Annotated in this window: 22 protein-coding genes; 15 read left to right on the forward strand and 7 right to left on the reverse strand. The window is 71.2% G+C overall.

What is annotated here, in order from left to right; all coding sequences use genetic code 11:
• Positions 1 to 224: 224 nt before the first annotated feature.
• The 5 genes from rpsT to ACWGPE_RS11250 form a co-directional block, all read right to left on the reverse strand.
• Positions 225 to 485 carry a 30S ribosomal protein S20 gene (rpsT, locus tag ACWGPE_RS11230; protein ID WP_231431170.1) on the reverse strand — a complete coding sequence of 87 codons (261 nt, stop codon included), beginning with the start codon at positions 483 to 485 and terminating at the stop codon, positions 225 to 227.
• A gap of 177 nt (positions 486 to 662) precedes the next feature.
• Positions 663 to 2,018 carry a guanine deaminase gene (gene guaD, locus ACWGPE_RS11235; RefSeq protein WP_452048709.1) on the reverse strand — a complete coding sequence of 452 codons (1,356 nt, stop codon included), beginning with the start codon at positions 2,016 to 2,018 and terminating at the stop codon, positions 663 to 665.
• 178 nt (positions 2,019 to 2,196) lie between these two features.
• The gene (locus tag ACWGPE_RS11240) at positions 2,197 to 2,955 is read right to left on the reverse strand and encodes an alpha/beta fold hydrolase (RefSeq protein ID WP_452048713.1); all 759 of its coding nucleotides are present in this window, start codon (positions 2,953 to 2,955) and stop codon (positions 2,197 to 2,199) included.
• Positions 2,956 to 2,957: 2 nt separating this feature from the next.
• Positions 2,958 to 3,578, reverse strand: coding sequence for a response regulator (locus tag ACWGPE_RS11245; protein ID WP_231431167.1), 621 nt, complete (start codon positions 3,576 to 3,578; stop codon positions 2,958 to 2,960).
• Complete coding sequence (locus ACWGPE_RS11250) at positions 3,575 to 4,825, reverse strand: sensor histidine kinase (protein WP_231431166.1); 1,251 nt, start codon at positions 4,823 to 4,825, stop codon at positions 3,575 to 3,577. The genes ACWGPE_RS11245 and ACWGPE_RS11250 overlap by 4 nt, the downstream gene beginning before the upstream one ends.
• Before the next feature lie 77 nt (positions 4,826 to 4,902).
• Here ACWGPE_RS11250 and lepA point away from each other — a divergent pair, with 77 nt between their 5' ends.
• Genes lepA through hemW form a run of 3 tightly spaced genes read left to right on the forward strand, consistent with a single transcriptional unit; the run spans position 4,903 to position 8,700 of the window.
• Positions 4,903 to 6,777 (forward strand): translation elongation factor 4, encoded by a 1,875-nt coding sequence (gene lepA / locus ACWGPE_RS11255; protein ID WP_452048710.1) that lies wholly within the window; start codon positions 4,903 to 4,905, stop codon positions 6,775 to 6,777.
• A gap of 31 nt (positions 6,778 to 6,808) precedes the next feature.
• Positions 6,809 to 7,459, forward strand: coding sequence for a DUF1990 family protein (locus ACWGPE_RS11260; protein ID WP_231431164.1), 651 nt, complete (start codon positions 6,809 to 6,811; stop codon positions 7,457 to 7,459).
• A 2-nt stretch (positions 7,460 to 7,461) separates the two neighbouring features.
• On the forward strand, positions 7,462 to 8,700 hold the full coding sequence (gene hemW / locus ACWGPE_RS11265; protein WP_452048711.1) for a radical SAM family heme chaperone HemW: 1,239 nt from the start codon (positions 7,462 to 7,464) through the stop codon (positions 8,698 to 8,700).
• A gap of 45 nt (positions 8,701 to 8,745) precedes the next feature.
• Here hemW and ACWGPE_RS11270 read toward each other — a convergent pair whose 3' ends face one another.
• Both ACWGPE_RS11270 and ACWGPE_RS11275 read right to left on the reverse strand, forming a co-directional pair.
• Entirely contained in the window at positions 8,746 to 9,129 is a 384-nt protein-coding gene (locus ACWGPE_RS11270) for a DUF4870 domain-containing protein (RefSeq protein WP_231431162.1), read from the reverse strand.
• Between the two features lie 113 nt (positions 9,130 to 9,242).
• Positions 9,243 to 9,647, reverse strand: coding sequence for a DUF4870 domain-containing protein (locus ACWGPE_RS11275; protein WP_231431161.1), 405 nt, complete (start codon positions 9,645 to 9,647; stop codon positions 9,243 to 9,245).
• Positions 9,648 to 9,833: 186 nt separating this feature from the next.
• Here ACWGPE_RS11275 and hrcA point away from each other — a divergent pair, with 186 nt between their 5' ends.
• The 12 genes from hrcA to ACWGPE_RS11335 all read left to right on the forward strand — a co-directional run bounded on the left by hrcA (position 9,834) and on the right by ACWGPE_RS11335 (position 21,141).
• Positions 9,834 to 10,856, forward strand: coding sequence for a heat-inducible transcriptional repressor HrcA (gene hrcA / locus ACWGPE_RS11280; protein WP_231431160.1), 1,023 nt, complete (start codon positions 9,834 to 9,836; stop codon positions 10,854 to 10,856).
• Between the two features lie 48 nt (positions 10,857 to 10,904).
• Positions 10,905 to 12,005, forward strand: a complete 1,101-nt coding sequence (gene dnaJ, locus ACWGPE_RS11285) for a molecular chaperone DnaJ (protein ID WP_231431159.1) — start codon at positions 10,905 to 10,907, stop codon at positions 12,003 to 12,005.
• A 13-nt stretch (positions 12,006 to 12,018) separates the two neighbouring features.
• Positions 12,019 to 12,753, forward strand: a complete 735-nt coding sequence (locus ACWGPE_RS11290; RefSeq protein ID WP_452048712.1) for a 16S rRNA (uracil(1498)-N(3))-methyltransferase — start codon at positions 12,019 to 12,021, stop codon at positions 12,751 to 12,753.
• A gap of 24 nt (positions 12,754 to 12,777) precedes the next feature.
• The gene (locus ACWGPE_RS11295) at positions 12,778 to 13,140 is read left to right on the forward strand and encodes an HIT domain-containing protein (RefSeq protein ID WP_231431157.1); all 363 of its coding nucleotides are present in this window, start codon (positions 12,778 to 12,780) and stop codon (positions 13,138 to 13,140) included.
• Positions 13,127 to 14,245, forward strand: coding sequence for a PhoH family protein (locus ACWGPE_RS11300; protein ID WP_374201121.1), 1,119 nt, complete (start codon positions 13,127 to 13,129; stop codon positions 14,243 to 14,245). The genes ACWGPE_RS11295 and ACWGPE_RS11300 overlap by 14 nt, the downstream gene beginning before the upstream one ends.
• Positions 14,242 to 14,703, forward strand: a complete 462-nt coding sequence (gene ybeY, locus ACWGPE_RS11305; RefSeq protein ID WP_231431156.1) for an rRNA maturation RNase YbeY — start codon at positions 14,242 to 14,244, stop codon at positions 14,701 to 14,703. The genes ACWGPE_RS11300 and ybeY overlap by 4 nt, the downstream gene beginning before the upstream one ends.
• A gap of 2 nt (positions 14,704 to 14,705) precedes the next feature.
• The gene (locus ACWGPE_RS11310) at positions 14,706 to 16,022 is read left to right on the forward strand and encodes a hemolysin family protein (protein WP_231431155.1); all 1,317 of its coding nucleotides are present in this window, start codon (positions 14,706 to 14,708) and stop codon (positions 16,020 to 16,022) included.
• On the forward strand, positions 16,015 to 16,908 hold the full coding sequence (gene era, locus ACWGPE_RS11315; RefSeq protein ID WP_376930129.1) for a GTPase Era: 894 nt from the start codon (positions 16,015 to 16,017) through the stop codon (positions 16,906 to 16,908). The genes ACWGPE_RS11310 and era overlap by 8 nt, the downstream gene beginning before the upstream one ends.
• A gap of 128 nt (positions 16,909 to 17,036) precedes the next feature.
• Positions 17,037 to 18,230 carry a sensor histidine kinase gene (locus tag ACWGPE_RS11320; protein ID WP_231431153.1) on the forward strand — a complete coding sequence of 398 codons (1,194 nt, stop codon included), beginning with the start codon at positions 17,037 to 17,039 and terminating at the stop codon, positions 18,228 to 18,230.
• On the forward strand, positions 18,227 to 18,901 hold the full coding sequence (locus tag ACWGPE_RS11325; protein WP_231431152.1) for a response regulator: 675 nt from the start codon (positions 18,227 to 18,229) through the stop codon (positions 18,899 to 18,901). Before ACWGPE_RS11320 ends, ACWGPE_RS11325 begins: the two co-directional genes overlap by 4 nt.
• Positions 18,902 to 18,982: 81 nt before the next feature.
• The gene (locus tag ACWGPE_RS11330; RefSeq protein WP_231431151.1) at positions 18,983 to 19,744 is read left to right on the forward strand and encodes an ABC transporter ATP-binding protein; all 762 of its coding nucleotides are present in this window, start codon (positions 18,983 to 18,985) and stop codon (positions 19,742 to 19,744) included.
• Positions 19,744 to 21,141 carry an FtsX-like permease family protein gene (locus ACWGPE_RS11335; protein WP_231431150.1) on the forward strand — a complete coding sequence of 466 codons (1,398 nt, stop codon included), beginning with the start codon at positions 19,744 to 19,746 and terminating at the stop codon, positions 21,139 to 21,141. The genes ACWGPE_RS11330 and ACWGPE_RS11335 overlap by 1 nt, the downstream gene beginning before the upstream one ends.
• Positions 21,142 to 21,206 lie beyond the last annotated feature (65 nt).

Raw genomic sequence — 21,206 nt, forward strand, 5'->3', positions numbered from 1 at the left:
CGCACCGAAGCGTGAGGCCTCGCGTATCGGGGCGCCGTCGTCGCCCGATTCGAGGCGTGAAGTGCACTCGAGTTCGAGCGTCGAGTGTCGGGCGTCGAGGTGTCGGGCCGCATGGCTGGCCTTCGAAGGAGTGCGGCGATGAGGTGAGCACGGCCGGCCACGAGCCGTCCCGGAGACGACGAAGGCCCCGCCGAAGCGGGGCCTTCATGCGAAACTGCTGAGAATCAGAGCGCGGCGGCCTGCTTGGCGATCGCCGACTTGCGGTTCGCGGCCTGGTTCTGGTGGATGACGCCCTTCGACACGGCCTTGTCGAGCTTGCGCGAGGCGACGCGCACGGCGGCGGTGGCCTTGTCCTTGTCGCCCGAGGCGATGGCCTCGCGGGCGGCGCGCACGACGGTCTTGAGCTCGCTCTTGACGGCCTTGTTGCGCTCTTCGGCCTTGCGGTTGGTGCGGATGCGCTTGATCTGCGACTTGATGTTTGCCACGTGTGATTCTTTCGTTCGTGCGGGTACGGGAGGTGCCGTGAACGGTAGAGGGGCCGCCACGGCGTCTCGTGCGGGGTGGGACCCACACGGAAGCCAACACACAACACTACCAGTTCGCCCGGCGGCCCACCAAAGCGGGACTGCCGGGCGGGTCGCAGGACGATCCGACCGCCGGCATCACCCGTGCAGCGGAACCGGGTCGGTCATGGCCGAGGCGCCCTCGTCGCCGAGGACCGACGAGCGCGCGTGCACGAGGTCGCCGCCGACCCATGTCGCAGCGACATCATGGGTGGTCGCCAGCGCGAACGTGCGAGCGAGCACGTCGCCCGCCGACTCCGAGCGCGACAGCACGATGTCGTACGCCGAGCCCGGCGCCGGGCGCACGTGGATCGCGTCGAACTGCATGCCGACGCCGAGATGGCCGACACCGTCGAGCCCGAGGGCCTCGGCTCCGGCGAGCGTCGCGAGGTAGAGGAGATGCGCGGGCTCGAGCTGCACGCCGTCGGGGCCGAGCAGCATCTGCATGAAGTACGCCTGGATGCCGTCCTTGAACAGGCTGAACCCGTTGCCGGCCCCGACATCGGTGCCGAGCGCGACGCGCACGCCGGCGTCGAGATGGCGACGCAACGGGAACAGCCCGCTGCCGAGCGCCGAGTTCGACGTCGGGCAGTGCGCGACCGAGGCGCCCGCCTCCGCCATCCTGGCGAGTTCGGGCACCGTCGAGTGCACGCTGTGCGCGAAGACCGAACGGCGGTTCACGAGCCCGTGGTGATCGTACGTGTCGAGGTAGTCGCGGCGGTCGGGGAAGAGGCTCGCGACCGTGTCGACCTCGGCGGGGTTCTCGTTGAGGTGCGAGGTGAACCAGAGGTCGTCGCGCGAGGCGAACGTGTCGCTGCACGCGGCGAGCAGGTCGTCGGACGCCGACAATGAGAACCGCGGCGTGACCGCATAGCGCAGGCGGCCCCGGCCGTGCCATGCCTCGACGAGGGCGGCCGCGTCCTCACGCGCTCGCTCGGGCGTCGTGTAGAGCCCGTCGAGCAGCATCCGGTCGCCGACGACGAGCCCGCTCGTGATGCGCAGGCCCGACGACGACGCCGCGCCGAAGAACTCGCGCATGGCGCCGGCGAAGTGCGATCCGAACACGAGCGCACTCGTCGTGCCGGCCGCCGCGAGCGCGTTGAGGAACTGCGGGGCGACCTCGCGCGCGTACGCGTCGTCGACGAACCGCGTCTCCTCGGGCAGGGTGTACCGGTCGAGCCAGTCGAGCAACGGCAGGCCGAGCCCCGCCATGGAACGCAGCTGCGGGAAGTGGACGTGCGTGTCGACGAGCCCGGGAAGCAGCACGCCGTCGCGCAGGTCGACGACCGTCGCGTCGGGGTGCCGCCGGGATGCCTCGTCGAATGCGCCGCGGAAGCGGATGACGCCGCCTTCGACGACGATCGCACTGTCGGCGTCGTAGCGCGCCTCGCCGCCCTCGAACGGGCTGACGGGCGTGTCGACGACGGTCGCACGGTAGAGCTGGGAGGGAACCATCGTTGGGACCACCTTTCGGCCCCGCCAGCTGATGCGTATCGAGGCACCGGCCGGCGTTGCCTGACCGATGCATGGTTCGACACTGAATCTGCAGCGCATCGGTTATCCATGCGAACGATGCGCCGACGACACGCTACGTCGGTTGCCTGCGGAGGGCAAGCATTTCGGGTCGAACGGGTCAGCGGTGCCGGGCGGCGGCGCGCCGTTCGAGCTCGGCGACGGCGCCGAGCACGACCGCGGTGAAGCCGTCGGCCGCGGTCAGGCTCACGAGGTGGGTCGCCCCGGGCACGACGACGAGCCGAGCGTCGTGCGCCGCGCGCAGCAGCCGCCGTTCCTGCAGCCGGAAGTGGTCGTAGCGTCCGTTCACGAACCAGATCGGCACCCGGACGGCGTCGAGCGCCGCCACCGGATCGAGGTGCCCGACGGCCGCGAGCGCGGGGGCCATCACGTCGAGTGCGACGCCGCCTGCGACCACATCGGCGAGCGCGTCGGGCGCGAGGAAGAGGGCGGCGGTCGCGTCGTTCAGCCATCGTCCGCGATCGGGCAGACGGGCGATGGCCGCGGCGATCGACCGGTAGGCGGCGAGACCTGGCCCGCGAGGCACGGTCCCGCACGCGGCCGCGACGAGGCCGTCGAGACGATCCGGATGCCTCGCCGCGAACTCGATCGACAGGTAGCCGCCGAGGCTGAGGCCGACGAGCAGACGCGGCGGCGCGGCATCCGGAGCCGTCCCATCGGTCTGCGGCGGGTTCAGCGCCTCCTCGATCACCGCCATCGCGGCGTCGATCGAGAACTCCTCGGCCATGCGCGACCCGTGCCCGGGCAGGTCGACCGCGACGACGTCGACGCCGTGCGCCGTGAGCGCGGCGACCTGCCGCCGCCACATCGTGGCCGAGGTTCGGATGCCGTGCACGAGCACGATGCGGGCGCCGACCATGCTCACCCCGCCCTGATCGCCCCGATCTCACGAGCCCGGGCGACGGCCGCGGTGCGCGAGCCGACGCCGAGCTTCGTGAAGATGTGCACGAGGTGCGACTTGACGGTCGCCTCGCTGAGGAAGAGCGACTTGCCGATCTCGCGGTTGGTGCGCCCCTCGGCGACGAGCGCGAGCACCTCGGCCTCGCGCACCGTCAGGCGCTCGCCCGTGGCGCGGGAGGCGTCGAGCTTCGCGGCGAGCTCCGGTGCGAGCGCCCGATCGCCCTCTGCGGCGGCGCGCACGGCCGCGATGAGCGTCTCGGGCGGTGCGTCCTTCAGGAGGTAGCCGCTCGCGCCGGCTTCGATCGCCCCGAGGATGTCGGCGTCGGTGTCGTAGTTGGTGAGCACGAGCACCCTCGGTCCGTCGGGCTCGGCGCGCAGCCGGCGGGTCGCCTCCGCACCCTGCATCGCGCCGGGGAACTGGAGGTCCATGAGGACGAGGTCGACGCCCTTCCGGCCGAGACGCACCGCGTCCTCGGCCGAGGACGCCTCGCCGACGACCTCGAGATCGACCTCGCGTTCGAGCATCGCGCGGATGCCCGCCCGCACCACCGGGTGGTCGTCGGCGAGCAGCAGCCGGATCATGCTGGCACCACCGGGATGCGGATCGACAGCGCCGTGCCCTCGCCGGGCGCGGATTCGACGTCGGATCGGCCGCCGAGCTCTTCGGCGCGCCGCCGGATCGAACGGAGGCCGTACTCGCCGGCAGCGGCCGTCGTGCCGTCCGCGGCGGCTGCCGCGGCGCGTCGGGCGACGGCCTCGACGTCGAAGCCGATGCCGTCGTCGACGATGTCGAGCGCGACCTCGTCGCCGAGGTAGGTCAGCGTGAGCGAGCACGTGCGGGCGTCGGCGTGCTTCACGACGTTCGCGAGCGAGCCCTGGGCGATCCGCAGCAGCGCCGCGTCGACCGCCATCGGCAGCACGACCGGGTCGCCGCTCGTCGCGAACTCGACGCGCGTGTCGGCGCCCGACTGGTGAGCCTGGTCGTCGACGGCCTCGGCGAGCCGGCGGAGCGCGGCGGGCAGCGTCTGCTCGTCGAGCGACGGCGGGGTGAGCTCGCGGATGAACCGGCGCGCCTCGCCGAGATTCTCGGCCGCGGTCTCGCGGGCGAGCACGAGCTTCTGACGCACGCTCTCGTCCGAGACGTCCCGCTCGGCCGCATGCAGCAGCATCTGGATGCTCGAGAGTCCCTGCGCGAGGGTGTCGTGGATCTCGCGGGCGAGCCGCTCGCGCTCGGCGAGCGTGCCGGCCTCGTGGCTCGCGGCCGCGAGTTCCTCGCGCGTCGCGATCAGGTCGAGGATGAGCGCCTGGCGCTCCCTCGTCTCCTGCGCCATCGCGCGGTAGCCGAGGCCGATCACGATCGCGACGCCCGCGCTGATCAGCGGTCCGAGGATCGAGCCGACCTCGTAGCCGAGGTGGCTCGCCGTGCCCCAGACCGAGAGGCCGAAGGTGACGACGACGAGCGGCACAGCGATCGGCGCGGCGAGCACGTGCAGCTCGAGGAAGAACAGCGGGAAGGCGAGGAAGGCGGCGTCGGGGGTGAGCGCCGACATCGCGACCCAGAGCGCGAGGAGCATCACGAGCCAGACGACGCGCGCCCACGTCGGCAGGTGCCGGTGCGCCGTCGCGACCCCCGCGCCGTAGCAGGCGAGGAACGCGATCGCGAGCACCGTGATCGGCACCTCGTCGGTGTCGTCGGAGATGAGCGCCCGCACGATGACGAAGAGCGTGAGCCCGACGACGAGCAGGTGCAGGCCGAGCCGAAGCGCGATGAACACCGGGCGCAGCGCCGATTCGGCCCCGCGCGACGGGTTCGGCAGGGTCGCGCTCATGCTGCGAGCGTAGCCGCGGCGCCCGCCGCGAGGCATCCGTCGAAAGTCGGAAGCCGAATCATGGGAGAATCGACAGGATGTCTCCGAGAGCTGTGAACCCGCCGGTGCCCGCCGCCACCGACCCCGCGTTGATCCGAAACTTCTGCATCATCGCGCACATCGACCACGGCAAGTCGACGCTCGCCGACCGCATGCTGCAGATCACGGGCATCGTGTCCGATCGCGACATGCGGGCGCAGTACCTCGATCGCATGGACATCGAGCGCGAGCGGGGCATCACGATCAAGAGCCAGGCGGTGCGCATGCCGTGGCAGGTCGAGGATGCCTCGGGCGAGAGCCGTGCGTACGCGCTCAACATGATCGACACCCCCGGCCACGTCGACTTCTCGTACGAGGTCTCGCGCTCGCTCGCCGCGTGCGAGGGGGCGATCCTGCTCGTCGACGCCGCCCAGGGCATCGAGGCGCAGACCCTCGCGAACCTCTACCTCGCGCTCGAGAACGACCTCGAGATCATCCCAGTGCTCAACAAGATCGACCTTCCGGCGGCCGAGCCCGAGAAGTACGCGCGCGAGCTCGCCGACCTCATCGGCGGCTCGCCCGACGACGTGCTGAAGGTCTCCGGAAAGACGGGCGTCGGCGTCGAGGAGCTGCTCGACCGGGTCGTCGAGCGCATCCCCGCGCCGGTCGGCAACGCCGACGCGGCGCCCCGTGCGATGATCTTCGACTCGGTCTACGACAGCTACCGCGGCGTCGTCACCTACGTGCGCATGGTCGACGGCCAGCTGAACCCGCGCGAGCGCATCCAGATGATGTCGACCCGCGCGACGCACGAGATCCTCGAGATCGGCGTCTCCGCGCCCGAGCCCACGCCCACCAAGGGCCTCGGCGTCGGCGAGGTCGGCTACCTCATCACCGGCGTGAAGGACGTACGCCAGTCGAAGGTCGGCGACACGATCACGACGGCGGTGAAGCCCGCCGCCGAGGCGCTCGCCGGCTACACCGAGCCGCTCCCGATGGTGTTCTCGGGTCTCTACCCGATCGACGGCAGCGACTATCCCGAGCTGCGTGAGGCGCTCGACAAGCTGAAGCTCTCCGATGCGGCGCTCGTGTACGAGCCCGAGACGTCGGTCGCGCTCGGCTTCGGGTTCCGCGCCGGCTTCCTCGGCCTCCTCCACCTCGAGATCGTGACCGAGCGGCTGCGCCGCGAGTTCGGGCTCGACATCATCGCGACGGCGCCGAGCGTGGTCTACGAGGTCACGACCGAGGACAAGAAGACCGTCACCGTCACGAACCCGAGCGAGTTCCCGACGGGCGCGAAGATCGCCGAGGTGCGCGAGCCCATGGTGAAGGCCGCGATCCTCGCCCCGAAGGAGTACGTCGGCACGATCATGGAGCTCTGCCAGTCGCGCCGCGGCAGCCTGCTCGGCATGGAGTACCTCGGCGAGGACCGCGTCGAGATCCGGTACAACATCCCGCTCGGCGAGATCGTCTTCGACTTCTTCGACCAGCTGAAGTCGAAGACGGCCGGGTACGCGAGCCTCGACTACGAGCCGGTCGGCGACCAGGCGGCCGACCTCGTGAAGGTCGACATCCTGCTGCAGGGCGAGCAGGTCGACGCCTTCAGCGCGATCGTGCACCGCGACAAGGCCTACGCCTACGGCGTGCTCATGACCGGTCGGCTGCGCGAGCTCATTCCCCGCCAGCAGTTCGAGGTGCCGATCCAGGCCGCGATCGGTGCGCGCATCATCGCGCGAGAGTCGATCCGTGCGATGCGCAAGGACGTGCTCGCCAAGTGCTACGGCGGTGACATCACCCGCAAGCGCAAGCTCCTCGAGAAGCAGAAGGAGGGCAAGAAGCGCATGAAGATGGTGGGCCGGGTCGAGGTCCCGCAGGAGGCCTTCATCGCGGCGCTGTCGGGCGACACCGAGACCAAGAAGGACGCCAAGAAGTAGCGCGCGGCCCGCCGCGCGCGAAGGAACACGGATGACTCGCAGAAGCACGTTCACCGACCAGTCGGTCACCTACGGGGCGATCGGCGCCACGCTCGACCCCGATTTCCTCCGCTACCCGCCGGTGGGCCTCCGGCCCGCCGAGGACGCGGTACGGCTCGGCTCGGGCCAGGAGCGGTTCGACCGCTCGGCCGAGGCGCTCATGACGTGGGGCATCCAACGGGGAGCCGGGTTCACGATCGCCGACGTGTCGGCCGGCACCGGGGCCCAGTACCCCGGCATCGTGTTCGACCCGACCGGCGCCCCGCTCGCCGACCAGCCCGCGCCCCGCACGGAGGACCGGTTCGGCGCCGACGGCACCCCGTACATCGCCGCGGGCATGACCGCGACGCTCGAGCACAAGCGGCGGTTCGGCACGGCGAAGACCCCCGTGCTCGTCGTCTACGTGATCGACGAACCGAACCGGATCGGCTTCGCCTACGGAACGACGGCGCACGGCGCCGAGACCGGCGAGGAGTCGTTCATCCTCGAGCACCGCGACGACGACACGGTGTGGCTCACCATCCGCTCGATCCTCGCGACCGCGGGCGGCGTGCGCGCCGTGCTCTCGCCGTCCACCCGTCGTCGTCGTCGCGAGCTCACCCGCAGGGAGCTGCGGGCGCTCCACCCCGCCGGCGGCGTGTAGGCGTGGGCTCGGCGCTGCCGCTCGGCGAACCGGCTCCGGCCGACGGCCTGCTGCCGGCCCAGGCGGCCGCGGGCGCCGCGGACCGCGCGTTCGGCGTCTACGTGCACGTGCCGTTCTGCCGGGTGCGGTGCGGGTACTGCGACTTCAACACGTACACGTCCGACGAGCTGCGCGGCGCCCGGCAGGCCGACTACGCGGGCCAGGCGATCGACGAGATCAGGATGTCGCGGCGCGTGCTCGAGGCATCCGAAGTCCCCTCCCGCCCGGTCGAGACCGTGTTCTTCGGCGGCGGCACGCCCACCCTCCTGCCCGCCGCCGACCTCGTCGAGATGCTCGGCGCCGTGCGCGACGAGTTCGGCCTCGCGCCCGGCGCCGAGGTCACGACCGAGGCGAATCCCGACTCGGTCGGACGGCGAGAGCTCGACGAGCTCGCGGCCGGCGGGTTCACGCGCGTGTCGTTCGGCATGCAGTCGGCGGTTCCGCACGTGCTGGCGGCGCTCGACCGCACGCACGACCCCGAGCGGGTGCCGCAGGTCGTCGAGTGGGCCCGCGACGCAGGGCTCGACGTCAGCCTCGACCTCATCTACGGCACGCCGGGGGAGTCGCTCGACGACTGGCGGCGCAGCCTGGAGCACGCCATCGCGCAGCGCCCCGACCACCTGAGCGCGTACGCGCTCATCGTGGAGGACGGCACGAAGCTCGCCCGGCAGATCCGCCGCGGTGAGCTCGCGACGCCGTCGGACGACCTCGAGGCCGACATGTACGAGCTCGCCGACGAGTCGCTCGCCGCGGCCGGCTACGACTGGTACGAGGTCAGCAACTGGGCGCGCGGCACCCGGCACCGGTCGCGCCACAACCTCGGGTACTGGCGGGGCGACGACTGGTGGGGCGTCGGCCCGGGCGCGCACAGCCACGTCGGCGGCGTGCGCTGGTGGAACGCGAAGCATCCCTCGGCGTACGCCGAACGCCTCGCGAAGGGCATCTCGCCCGCCGTGGGCCGCGAAGTGCTCGACGGACCGACGCGCGAGACCGAGCGCGTGCTGCTCGTGACGCGGATCCGGGAGGGGCTCGAGCTCGCCTCGCTGCACACCGGCGGCCGTCATGCGGTCGCCGGGCTCATCGCAGACGGCCTCGTCGACGCGAGAGCCGCCCTCTCCGGCGTGCTGACGCTCACGCGGAAGGGGCGGCTCCTCGCCGACGCGGTGGTGCGGCGGCTGCTCGACGCTCCGGTGGTCGAGTAGCGCCCGACGACGCGGGGCGCGGATCGAGAACCGGTGCGGACGAGCTCAGTTGACGAACTTGATCGCGATCGGGTAGACGTACGGCTCGCCCTTGTTCGCCGCGATCGCGGCGATGATGCCGAAGACGATCGAGCAGATCCACGCCGCGGCGAGGATGATGAATCCGATCAGGATGAACGCGGTGATCCAGCCGACGACATAGGCGATGAGCAGCGTGATCTGGAAGTTCAGCGCCGTCGCCGCGTGGCCGCGGACGAACGGGCCCTTGTCCTTCAGGATGAGGTAGCCGATCAGCGACGGCAGGACGCCGAAGATGATGCCGCCGATCTGGATCAGCGTCGCCCAGAGCTTCTCGTCGGACGGGCTGAGCGGCTGGTTCTGCTCGTAGGGGTTCACGGGCGGGGGAGGTGGCGGGGTGCCCTCGGACATGGTCTCTCCTTGATCGGGCCGCCGGGCGGCGGCGGGTCGCTGTCATGCTGGCACAGACGAGCGCGCCGCGGAAGAGTTCCCGCGGCGCGCTCGGCAATGCGTCGTCGAACCGGCTACTTGATGAGGCGGATGGCGAAGGGGTACCGGTAGTGCACGCCGTCCTTCGCCTTGAGGTACGCGAGGATCGAGAACACGACGACGGTCACCCAGAGCGCGGTCGGCAGGAGCCACCCGACGTACCCCCAGAACCCGAAGGTCACGAGGGCCAGCACCATGTTCACGATCACGATCGCGACGTACGCGATGATCGCCGTGATCTGGAAGTTGAGGCCCTCCTTCGCCTCGACGTTCGTGAACGGGCCGCGGTCCTTGAACACGAGCCAGATGATGAGCGAGGGCAGCGGGCCGACGATGCCGCCGAGCTGGGCGAGCGAGCCCCAGAGCACGTCCTGGTCGTGGGCGAGGGGGGCGGCCGGCTGCGGCTCGGGGGCGGGGGGCGGCGGTGCGGAGTCGCTCATGGGCATGCCTTTCGGGGGCGGGAACGGTCGGGTGGAGGCGCGGGCCGCGGGAACGGGGGCGGCGCGCGGAACATCCATACGGTAGCGCCCCGGTGGGACCGCGGCAACGGCCGGGTCACGGGATGTCGCGATATGATTGGCACTCCGATCGATCGAGTGCCAAGCCGTGCAGAGGAAGCGAGGGCCATGGTCTCCGAACGCAGTCTCGCGGTGCTCCGCGCGATCGTGCAGGACTATGTCGCCTCGCGCGAACCCGTCGGCTCGAAGACGATCGTCGAACGCCACGCCTTCGGCGTCTCGGCCGCGACCATCCGCAACGACATGGCACTCCTCGAAGAGGAGGAGCTGATCGCGGCGCCGCACACGTCGTCGGGCCGCATTCCGACCGACAAGGGCTATCGCGTCTTCGTCGACCAGCTCACCGACGTGCGTCCGCTGAGCTCGGCGCAGCGGCAGGCGATCGAGACCTTCCTCGGCGAGTCGAGCGACCTCGACGAACTGCTCGCCCGCACCGTTCGCCTCATCTCCCAGCTCACGAAGCAGCTCGCGGTCGTGCAGTACCCGAGCTTCTCGAGTGCACGGGTGCGTCACGTCGAGCTCGTCGCGCTCGCACCCTCCCGCGTGCTCTGCATCCTCATCGCCGACTCCGGCCAGGTCGAGCAGCGGCTCGCCGAACTCGCCGAACCGGTCGACGACGAGACGCTCGCGTCGCTCCGGCACCGCCTCAACGAGCTCGTCGCGGGCACCACGATGACGGATGCCTCGGAGCTGCTGTCGGGCGAGCTCGACGTCGTCGACCGGCGCCACGCCGCGGTGCTGCACACGCTCGCCGCGACGCTCGCCGACCAGGCGCGCCAGCAGCGCAGCGACCGGCTGGTCGTCGCGGGTGCCGCGAACCTCGTGCGCACCGAACAGGACTTCGCCGGGTCGATCCTCGGGGTGATCGAGGCGATCGAGGAACAGGTCGTGCTGCTCAGGCTCTTCGGCGAGATGGCGACCGACGAGCACGCCGTCGCCGTTCGCATCGGCCGAGAGAACGCCTCGTTCGGCCTCGGCGAGACGTCGATCGTGTCGAGTGCGTTCGAGATCCCCGGGCGCGACATCTCGCGCCTCGGCGTCGTCGGGCCGACCCGAATGGACTATTCCAACAGCATGGCGGCCGTCCGCGCCGTCGCCCGATACCTCTCCCGCACGCTCGGCGAGAACTGACCAGCCGCCGTCCGAACCGACCGGCGCAACCGAAAGGACAAGCCCTCCGTGGCCGACCACTACGAGGTCCTCGGCGTCTCCCGCGACGCCACCCCCGACGAGATCAAGAAGGCGTACCGCCGCCTCGCGCGAGAACTCCACCCCGACGTGAACCCGGGCGCCGAGGCATCTGAGCGCTTCAAAGAGGTGACCCACGCGTACGACGTGCTGAGCGACCCCAAGCAGCGCCAGCAGTACGACCTCGGCGGCGGCCAGGGCGGCTTCGGCGGCCAGAACTTCGGCGGCTTCGGCGACATCTTCGAGACGTTCTTCGGTGCCGGCCAGCAGAGCCGTGGCCCGCGGTCGCGTCGTGAGCGCGGCCAGGACGCCCTGATCCGCGTCGAGGTCGGCCTCGACGAGGTGATCTTCGGCACCCATCGCGACATCGAGGTCGACACGGCCGTGCGCTGCGAGACCTGCCAGGGGTCGTGCTGCCAGCCGGGCACCTCGCCCGTCACGTGCGACATCTGCCACGGCAGCGGCCAGATCCAGCGCCAGGTGCGCTCGCTCCTCGGCAACGTGATGACCTCGAGCCCGTGCGGCACCTGCCGCGGCTACGGCACGATCATCGCCACGCCCTGCATCACCTGCCAGGGCCAGGGGCGCGTGCGCGCACGTCGTACGGTGCCGGTCGACATCCCTGCGGGCGTCGACACGGGTGTTCGCCTGCAGATGCCGGGCTCCGGCGAGGCCGGCCCCGCCGGTGGACCGAACGGCGACCTCTACCTCGAGATCAAGGTCAAGAACCACGAGGTGTTCAGCCGCAACGGCGACGACCTGCTCGCGACCCTCGAGGTCGCGATGACCGACGCCATCCTCGGAACGGACGCGACGATCCCCGGTCTCGACGGCGACGTCGAGCTCGAGGTGAAGGCCGGCACGCAGAGCGGCGAGATCCTGACCGTGAAGGACCGCGGGGTCACCAAGCTCCGCGGCAACGGCCGCGGCGACCTCAAGATCGGCGTGCAGGTCGTCACGCCGACGAAGCTGTCGTCGAAGGAGCGCGATCTGATCTCGCAGTTCGCGGCGTCGAAGCGGTCGCCCGAGCCCGAGCTCAGCCACTTCCAGCAGGGGCTGTTCGCCCGGCTCCGCGACCGGTTCCTCGGCTGAGCGGAGTCCGCAGATGAGCAGCCTGTACCTCGACGAGTCCCTCGACCTCGGCGCGCTCGCCCCGGGCGCGGAGGTGCGGCTCACGGGCGACGAGGCGCGGCACGCCGTCACCGTCGCGCGCATCCGCACGGGCGAGCGCATCGCGATCGGCGACGGGCGCGGGGTGATCGTCCGTGGCTCGGTCGTCGCGACCGAGCCCCGCGAGCTCGTGTTCGTCGCCGACGAGGTCGCCGTCGAGGAGCGTCCCTCCCCGGCGATCACGCTCGTGCAGGCCCTCGCGAAGGGCGACCGCGATGAGATGGCCGTGCAGGCGTCGACCGAGCTCGGCGTCGACGCCGTCGTGCCGTGGGCCGCCGCCCGTTCGGTGTCGCGGTGGGAGGGCCCGAAGGCCGAGAAAGGCAGGCGCCGCTGGGCCACCATCGTGCGCGAGGCCGTCAAGCAGTCGATCCGCGCCTGGCTGCCCGAGGTCACCGAGGTCACGACGACGGCCGGGCTGGCCGCGCGGCTGGCCGGAACCCGGGTGCTCGTGCTCGAGCCGACCGCACGTATGGCGCTCACCGAGCTCGAGCCCGACGGCCGCGACCTCGCGCTCGTGGTCGGGCCCGAGGGCGGCATCGCGCCCGACGAGCTCGACCGCCTCGTCGCCGCCGGCGCCGAGACGGTGCGCCTCGGCGCATCGGTGCTCCGCACCTCGACCGCCGGTCCCGCGGCGATCGCCGTGCTGAGCGTCCGGCTCGGGCGGTGGTGAGCGATCCCTCGCTACGATGGTGGAATGACCGACTCGCGCGCTGAACCGACCGTCTTCGAACGCATCGTCGCGCGCGAGATCCCGGCGCGCATCGTCGCCGAGTCCGAGCGCGTCATCGCGTTCCACGACATCGCGCCGCAGGCGCCGGTGCACGTGATCGTCACGACGAAGGCGGGCGACTACCGCGACGTGGTCGAACTCGCCGCGGGCGACCCCGAGCTGCTGGCCGAGCTCGTCGGCCTGGCTCGCGACGTCGCGGGCGACCTCGCCGACGGCGAGTTCCGCCTGGTGTTCAACACCGGTGCCTCGGCCGGCCAGACCGTGTTCCACGTGCACGCGCACGTCCTCGCGGGCGGGCTCGAGGAGGGCACGCTTGCCGGAGCCTGAGTCGACGGAGTCCGCGGTGCCGACCGGGCCGGAGGGGGCGGCGACCGGCGTCGACGAAGAGCGCCTGCGCATCGACGGGGTGCAGATGGTGCGCCTGCTGGGGCCCCAGGACCGACTGCTGACCTCCGTCCAGCGCGAATACCCGGGCGTCGAGGTGCACGTCCGCGGCAACGAGATCGCGATCCGCGGCGCTGCCGACGAACGTCGCCGGGTACGCCGGCTGATCGAGGAGCTGCTCGAACTGGTGCGCCGCGACCAGGACCCGACCCCGACCGAAGTGAGGAGCTCAGCCCGCATGCTCGACGCCGACCCCGACGCGAAGCCCTCCGACCTGCTCGGCCAGGTGATCGTCTCCAGCCGGGGCAAGACCATCCGGCCGAAGACCGAGGGCCAGCGCGCCTACGTCGACGCGATCGACGAGAACACGATCGTCTTCGGCATCGGCCCCGCAGGCACCGGCAAGACGTACCTGGCCATGGCGAAGGCGGTGCAGGCGCTGCAGCGCAAAGAGGTCAATCGCATCATCCTCACGCGCCCCGCGGTCGAGGCGGGGGAGCGGCTCGGGTTCCTGCCCGGAACGCTCACCGACAAGATCGACCCCTACCTGCGGCCGCTCTACGACGCCCTCAACGAGATGATGGACCCCGAGCTCGTGCCGAAGCTGCTCGCCTCGGGCACGGTCGAGGTCGCCCCGCTGGCGTACATGCGCGGACGCACCCTGAACGACTCGTTCGTCGTGCTCGACGAGGCGCAGAACACGACGCCCGAGCAGATGAAGATGTTTCTCACCCGACTGGGGTTCGGATCGAAGATGGTCGTCACCGGCGACGTGACGCAGATCGACCTCCCCGGCGGCGCGAGCGGACTGCGCCTCGTCACGCGCATCCTCGATCGCATCGACGACATCCACTTCGCGCGCCTCACGAGCGACGACGTCGTGCGCCACACCCTCGTCGGACGCATCGTCGACGCGTACACCGAGTTCGACCAGCGGCAGCAGGCGCAGCGCTTCGAGCGCGCCGAGGCCCGCGAGTTCGCGAATCGCGCCGAACGGCGCGGTCACGCCGGTCCCCGCGACCACCTGCCGAGAAAGGGCACGTCTTGAGCATCGAGATCAACAACGAATCCGCGATCGAGGTCGATGAGGCCGCGATCCAGCGGCTCGCGGTCTACGCGCTCGACGCCATGCACGTCCATCAGGACGCCGAGCTCGCGATCGTGCTCGTCGACGAGGGCGCGATGGAGCAGCTCCACGTCCAGTGGATGGACGAGCCCGGCCCGACGGACGTGCTGAGCTTCCCGATGGACGAGCTCCGCCCGGGCACGGAGGAGGCGCCGACTCCGCCCGGGCTCCTCGGCGACGTCGTGCTGTGCCCGCAGGTGGCCGAGTCGCAGGCTCGCACCGCCGGTCACTCGCTGCTCGACGAGCTCCTGCTGCTGACGACGCACGGCATCCTGCATCTGCTCGGCTTCGACCACGCCGAGCCCGACGAGGAGAAGGAGATGTTCGGCATCCAGCGCGACATCCTCGTCGGCTTCTCGATGCAGGAGCGCCGCCGCTGACCATGCTGCCCTGGCTCTTCCTCGCCGCGGCGTTCGTGCTCGTCGCCTTCGGCGGGCTGATGGCCGCAGTCGACGCGGCCGTCGGCGTCTCGAGCCGGGCCGACCTGACCGACCTCGCGATCGGGTCGCGCGCCCGGCGCTCACTGCTGGCGATCGCCGACGACACGGGGGCGCACGTCAACGCCGTCAACTTCGTGCGCATCGTCGCGGAGACGACCGCGGCGGTGCTCGTGACGCTCGCGTTCACCTTCTTCATCGAGGACATCTGGCTCGTGCTGCTGTGCGCCGCCTTCATCATGACGGCCGCGTCGTTCGTGCTCGTCGGCGCGAGCCCGCGCAGCGTCGGACGCGCGCACGCACCCATGGTGCTGCGGCTCACGGCCCCGCTCGTGCACTTCCTGCGGGTGCTCATCGGACCGCTCGCGGGGGCGCTCGTGTCGCTCGGCAACCGGGTGACGCCCGGGCGCCTGCGGTTCGCGGGGGTGTCGAGCGAGGAGCAGCTGCTCAGCATGGTCGACGAGGCCGCCGAGCTCGACGTCCTCGAGGAGGGCGATCGCGAGCTCATCCACTCGATCTTCGAGTTCAACGACACCGTCGTGCGCGAGGTCATGGTGCCCCGCACCGACATGGTGACGATCGACGCGACGGCGCACCTGCCGCACGCGATGGCGCTCTTCCTCAAGGCGGGGTACTCGCGCATCCCGGTGATCGCGCGCGACGCCGACGACGTCACGGGCATCCTCTATTTGCGCGATCTCGCGAGACTCGGGTTCGAGCGTCCGCTCGACGCCGAGGAGGTCACCGTCGGCGAGCTCGGGCGGCCGGCGACCTTCGTGCCCGACTCGATGAAGGCCGACGCGCTGCTCAGGCAGATGCAGCTCGAGTCGACCCACCTCGCGATGGTCGTCGACGAGTACGGCGGCATCGCCGGTCTCGTGACCCTCGAAGACCTCATCGAGGAGCTCGTGGGCGACATCTCCGACGAGTACGACCGTGAGGCGGCGCAGGTCGAGCCCCTCGGGAACGGCCGGTACCGGGTGAACGCCCGGCTCCCGATCGACGAGCTCGGCGAGCTGTTCGGCCTCGACCTCGAGGACGAGGACGTCGACTCGGCGGGCGGGCTGCTCGCGAAAGAACTCGGCCGGCTGCCGCAGCCCGGCGAACGAGCCGGCGTCTCGGGCCTCATCCTCGAGGCCGAGCGCACCGAGGGGCGGCGCAAGCGCATCTCGACGATCCTCGTCGAGGCCGACCAGGCCCTCATCGACGCCCACGCCGCATTCGACGGGGGCGAGACCGTGGAGAGGAACCATCGTGACTGAGTACCGTGCCGGATTCGTGTCGTTCGTCGGCCGGCCGAACGTCGGCAAGTCGACGCTCACGAACGCGCTCGTCGGCGAGAAGGTCGCGATCACGAGCTCCAAGCCGCAGACGACCCGACGCGCGATCCGGGGCATCGTGCATCGGGAGCACGGCCAGCTCATCCTGGTGGACACGCCGGGTCTGCACCGGCCGCGCACCCTCCTCGGCGAGCGGCTCAACACCCTCGTGCAGTCGACGCTCGGCGATGTCGACGTGATCGCGTTCTGCGTGCCCGCGAACGAGGCGATCGGCCCGGGCGACCGATTCATCAACGAACAGCTCGACCAGTACCCGCGCGCGAAGAAGGTCGCAATCGTGACGAAGACCGACGCCACGTCGAAGGCCAAGGTCGCCGAGCAGCTGCTCGCCGTGTCCGAGCTGCGCGACTGGGCCGCGATCATCCCGGTCTCTGCCCCGCGAGGCGAACAGCTCGACGTGCTCGTGGCCGAGTTGCTCGCCCTCATGCCCGAGTCCGACCAGCCGCTCTACCCGGCCGAGGCGCTCACCGATGAGGACATCACCGACCGCATCGCCGAGTTCGTGCGAGAGGCCGCGCTCGAGGGCGTGTCCGACGAGCTGCCGCATTCGATCGCGGTGACGGTCGACGACATGATCGAGCGGGACGACAAGGATCTCGTCGAGGTGTACGCGAACCTCTTCGTCGAGCGCGACAGCCAGAAGGGCATCATCATCGGCAAGGGCGGCGCCCGGCTCAAGGAGGTCGGTGCGGCCGCGCGCGGGCAGATCGAGCAGCTGCTCGGGCGCAAGGTCTACCTCGCCCTCCACGTGAAGGTCGCGAAGGACTGGCAGCGCGATCCGAAGCAGCTCGGCCGCCTCGGCTTCTGAGTCGAGCATGCGACGGGGCGGGGATGCCTCGGAGGGCGTGCGATCGGGGCGCCGTCTCTCGTACCACTCGAGGATGATTCCGCGCCGCTGAGCCCCTCTCGGCGCAGTCGAGCGCGTACGGTGGATCGGTGCCCACCAGGATCAGCCGTGCGAAGCTCACGACCGACATCGTGCTCGCCGGCGTGTTCGCGCTCGTGTGCCTGCCGTTCGCGCTGCTCGGCGGCGTCTCGGACGTCCTGATCCTCGTGGTGTTCGCCGGGGCGCTCGCGGTGCGCCGCTACGACCCGGGCTGGTCGCTCGCGATCGCGTGGGTCGCGGCGCTCGCCCAGATGCTGCTGCTGCGCGACCTGCAGCTCTACGACGCGGCGGTCCTCGGCGTGCTGTACTCGACCGCGGCGCACGGCGGGCGCGTCGTGAAGTGGCTCGGGCTCGGCTCGGCCGGGGTCGGTGCGGTGCTCGCGACCGCCTATCTCGCGTGGGTGAAGCCGCTCATCGACGGGGCGACGTTCGCGGCGCCGCAGGACACGATCGGCACGGTGATCCTGACCGGCGTGCTCTTCGTCGCGTCGATCGCGGTCCTCGTGCTCGCGTGGACCGCCGGCCTCCTCGTGCGGGCCGTCCGCGACACGCGCGAGGTGCGGCGTCGAGAAGAGGTGGCGAACCGCGAGCGCGAGCTCGCCGAGTACCGCTGGGTCGTCGAGCAGGAGCGCAACCGCATCGCCCGCGACATGCACGACGTCGTCGCCCACTCGCTCGCGGTCGTGATCGCGCAGGCCGACGGTGCGCGGTTCGCCGCCCGCACGAAGCCCGAGTCGGCGGTCGATGCGCTCGGCACGATCGCCGGGGTGGCGCGGGGCGCGCTCGGCGACGTGCGCCTCCTGCTCGCCGAACTCCGCCATCACGAGACCGAGTCGCCGCAACCCGTGCTCGACGATCTCGGCGTCCTGCTCGACCAGGTCCGCGCGGCCGGGCTCGACATCCGCCTCGACGAGCACGGGGTCCGCCCCGAGCTCGGCACGGGGCAGCAGATCGCCGTCTACCGCATCGTGCAGGAGGGCCTCACGAACGCGCTCCGGCACGGCGACGCAGCACAGCCGGTGCAGCTCGCGCTCCGGTGGGACGACGCGGGGGTGACCGTCGAACTCGTGAACGCCCGCCGGGCCGACGTGCCGCCGCCCGACTCGCACGCGTTCCGCCACGGCATCCCCGGGATGCGCGAACGCGCGCAGCTCGCCGGCGGTACCCTGCAGGCGGTGGCAGGCGACGACGGACTCTTCCGTCTCACCGCCCGCATCCCCGCCCGAACCGGAAGGACCGCATGAGCATCCGCGTCGCCCTCGTCGACGACCAGGCCCTCTTCCGTGCCGGCGTGCGCATGCTCGTCGAGTCCCAGCCCGACCTCGAGGTCGCGGGCGAGGCGGGCGACGGTGTCGCAGCGGTCGCCCTCGCGGCATCGGTACGGCCCGACGTCGTGCTCATGGACGTGCGGATGCCGCTCGCCGACGGCATCGCCGCCACAGAGCGCATCCTCGCCGACGCGGATCGCGAGGGGCGCACGGCCCCGCGCATCCTCGTGCTCACCACCTTCGACCTCGACGAGAACGCCGCACGGGCGATCCGCGCCGGCGCGAGCGGCTTCGTGCTGAAGGACGCCGACCCCGAGTTCCTGCTGGCGGCGATCCGCACCGTGCACCAGGGCAACCAGGTCATCGCCGCGTCGGCGACCCGGGCGCTGTTCGCGCATGTGGGGGCCGGCTCCGGGCTGCGTCCCGCACCGCCGGCGTGGGGCGACCTGACGCCCCGCGAGCGCGAGATCTTCGCACTCGCTGCGCGGGGACTCTCGAACAGCGAGATCGCGGCGGGCGAATTCCTGTCGGAGGCGACGGTGAAGACGCACGTCAGCCGCATCCTCGCGAAGCTCGGCCTGCGCGATCGGGTGCAGCTCGTGGTGTTCGCGTACGAGCACGACCTCACCGAACCCGCTGCGGGCTGACGCCAACGTCATCCTCGAGGATGACGCGGGCGCGACTGCAGCCGGACGAGGCAGCCCCCGGGCATCCGTAGCGTCGAAGACATGCAGATCCAACCCTCCGACCTCGGTCTCATCGCCCGCGTCGCCGGCCTCGTCAAGCGCTACGGGCAGGGCGCCGGCACCGTCACCGCCCTCGACGACGTCTCGCTCGGTCTCCGTCGCGGCGAGTTCACCGCGATCATGGGGCCGAGCGGCTCCGGCAAGTCGACCCTCATGCACATCATGGCCGGCCTCGACTCGCCGAGCGCGGGGCGCGTCTGGCTCGGCGACACCGACATCACCGAGCTCGGCGACTCGGCCCTGACGGTGCTGCGCCGTCGCCGCATCGGGTTCGTGTTCCAGTCGTTCAACCTCGTGCCGACGCTCGACGTCCGCGGCAACGTGCTGCTGCCGTTCGAGCTCGACGGCCGGCGCCCGACGAAGGACGAGCAGGAGTGGACCGACGAGCTCTTCGCCACCCTCGGCCTCGGTGATCGGCTGACGCACCGCCCGCACGAGCTCTCCGGCGGCCAGCAGCAGCGCGTGGCGATCGCCAGGGCGCTCGCGACGCGCCCCGATCTCGTCTTCGCCGACGAACCCACGGGCAACCTCGACTCGCGCACCGGCCGCGAGGTGCTCGGGCTCCTCGCGGCGGCGAGTGCGACCTACGGCCAGTCCATCGCGATGGTGACGCACGACCCGGTCGCCGCGAGCCACGCCGACCGCATCCTCTTCCTCGCCGACGGCCGTATCGTACGCGATTCCGGCCGGTCGACGCCCGAGGAGATCTCGGCATTCATGCTCTCGATGGAACTGGCCTCCTGATGCGCACGCGATTCCGGGACCAGTGGCCGACGCTCGTGGTCGCGACGATCGCCGGCACCTTCGGCGTGCTGCTCCTGCAGGTGACCGGCCTCCTGGCCGCGGCGATCCGGGCGGACGACGTCACGGGCGAGAGCGACACCGTCGCACTCATGCTCAGCGTGCTCGCGACGGTGTTCATCGTCATCGCCGTGTACGTGAGCGCGATCGTCACCACGAACACGGTCGCGACGGTCGTCGCGGGACGCACTCGCGTGATCGCGCTTCTTCGTCTCATCGGCTCGAGCGCACGCGCCCAGCGCGCCCAGATCGCGAAGGAAGGGCTCGTCATCGGCTTCGCGGGTGCGGCGATCGGCATCCTGCTCGGCACGGCATCGGCGTACGGCCTCGCCCGTTCCGCGGTCGCGAGCGGGATGCTGCCCCAGACCGAGTACGACTACCTCAACGTCTCGGTCGTGCTGCCGGCGATCGCCGTCGCCCTCACGACCTGGGTGGCGTCGTGGGTCGGGTCGCGGCGGGTGCTCAAGGTGCGCCCGGCCGAGGCGATCGGCAACGCGAACCCGCAGAGCCAGGAGGCCGTCGGCCGTCGCCGCGGCCGCAACATCACGGCGGCGGTGCTCGTCGTCGTGGGGGTGGCCCTGCTCGCGGTGGGCGTCGTCGTGGGGCTCACCCGGCCGGAGGGTGTGCTCATCGGCATGGTCGGCGGCATCGTGTCGTTCACGGGCGTCGTGCTCGGCGCCGACGTCGTCATGCCGCCCGTGCTGCGGCTCGTCGGGCGTCTGTTCGGTCGCTCGCCCGCCGCACGCCTCGCCGCCGAGAACGCGGTGCGCAACCCCGAGCGAAGCTCGCGCATGACGATCGGCCTCGTCATCGGCGTCACGCTCATCACGACGTTCTCGGTCACGATGGAGTCGTACCGCGCGATGATCCTCGCCGCCCAGAAGGCGCAGCCCGAGGTGTTCGCCGGCATCGAGCCGATGCTGAACGCGACGATCGCGGTCTTCACGGTGCTCATCGGCTTCAGCGCGCTCATCGCGGCGATCGGCATGGTCAACACCCTGTCGCTCAGCGTGCTGCAGCGCTCCAGGGAGCTCGGTCTGCTGCGCGCGCTCGGCTTCGACCGGCGGCAGCTGCGACGCATGATCGTCGTCGAGAGTGCGGCCCTCACCGTCGCTGCGACGCTCACGGGCCTCGTGCTCGGCTTCGGGTACGGCTGGGCGGGCGCCCAGGCGCTGCTCGGCGGCGCGCAGGGTCAGCCGGTGTTCGTCTTCCCCGGCATCCCGTGGGTCATGATCGGCGCGCTCATCGTCGCAGCGGGCGTGCTCACGCTCGCCGCGTCCATCGCTCCGGCGCGTCGCGCGATGCGCGTGTCGCCGGTCGCAGCCCTCGCGGTCGAATAGGGGCGTCGCGAGGAGGTGGGAAGGGCGGGCGGATGCCTCGGGGGGCGCCGCCGCCCCCGACGCCG

It is taken from the genome of Agromyces sp. NPDC055658 (assembly GCF_053618155.1).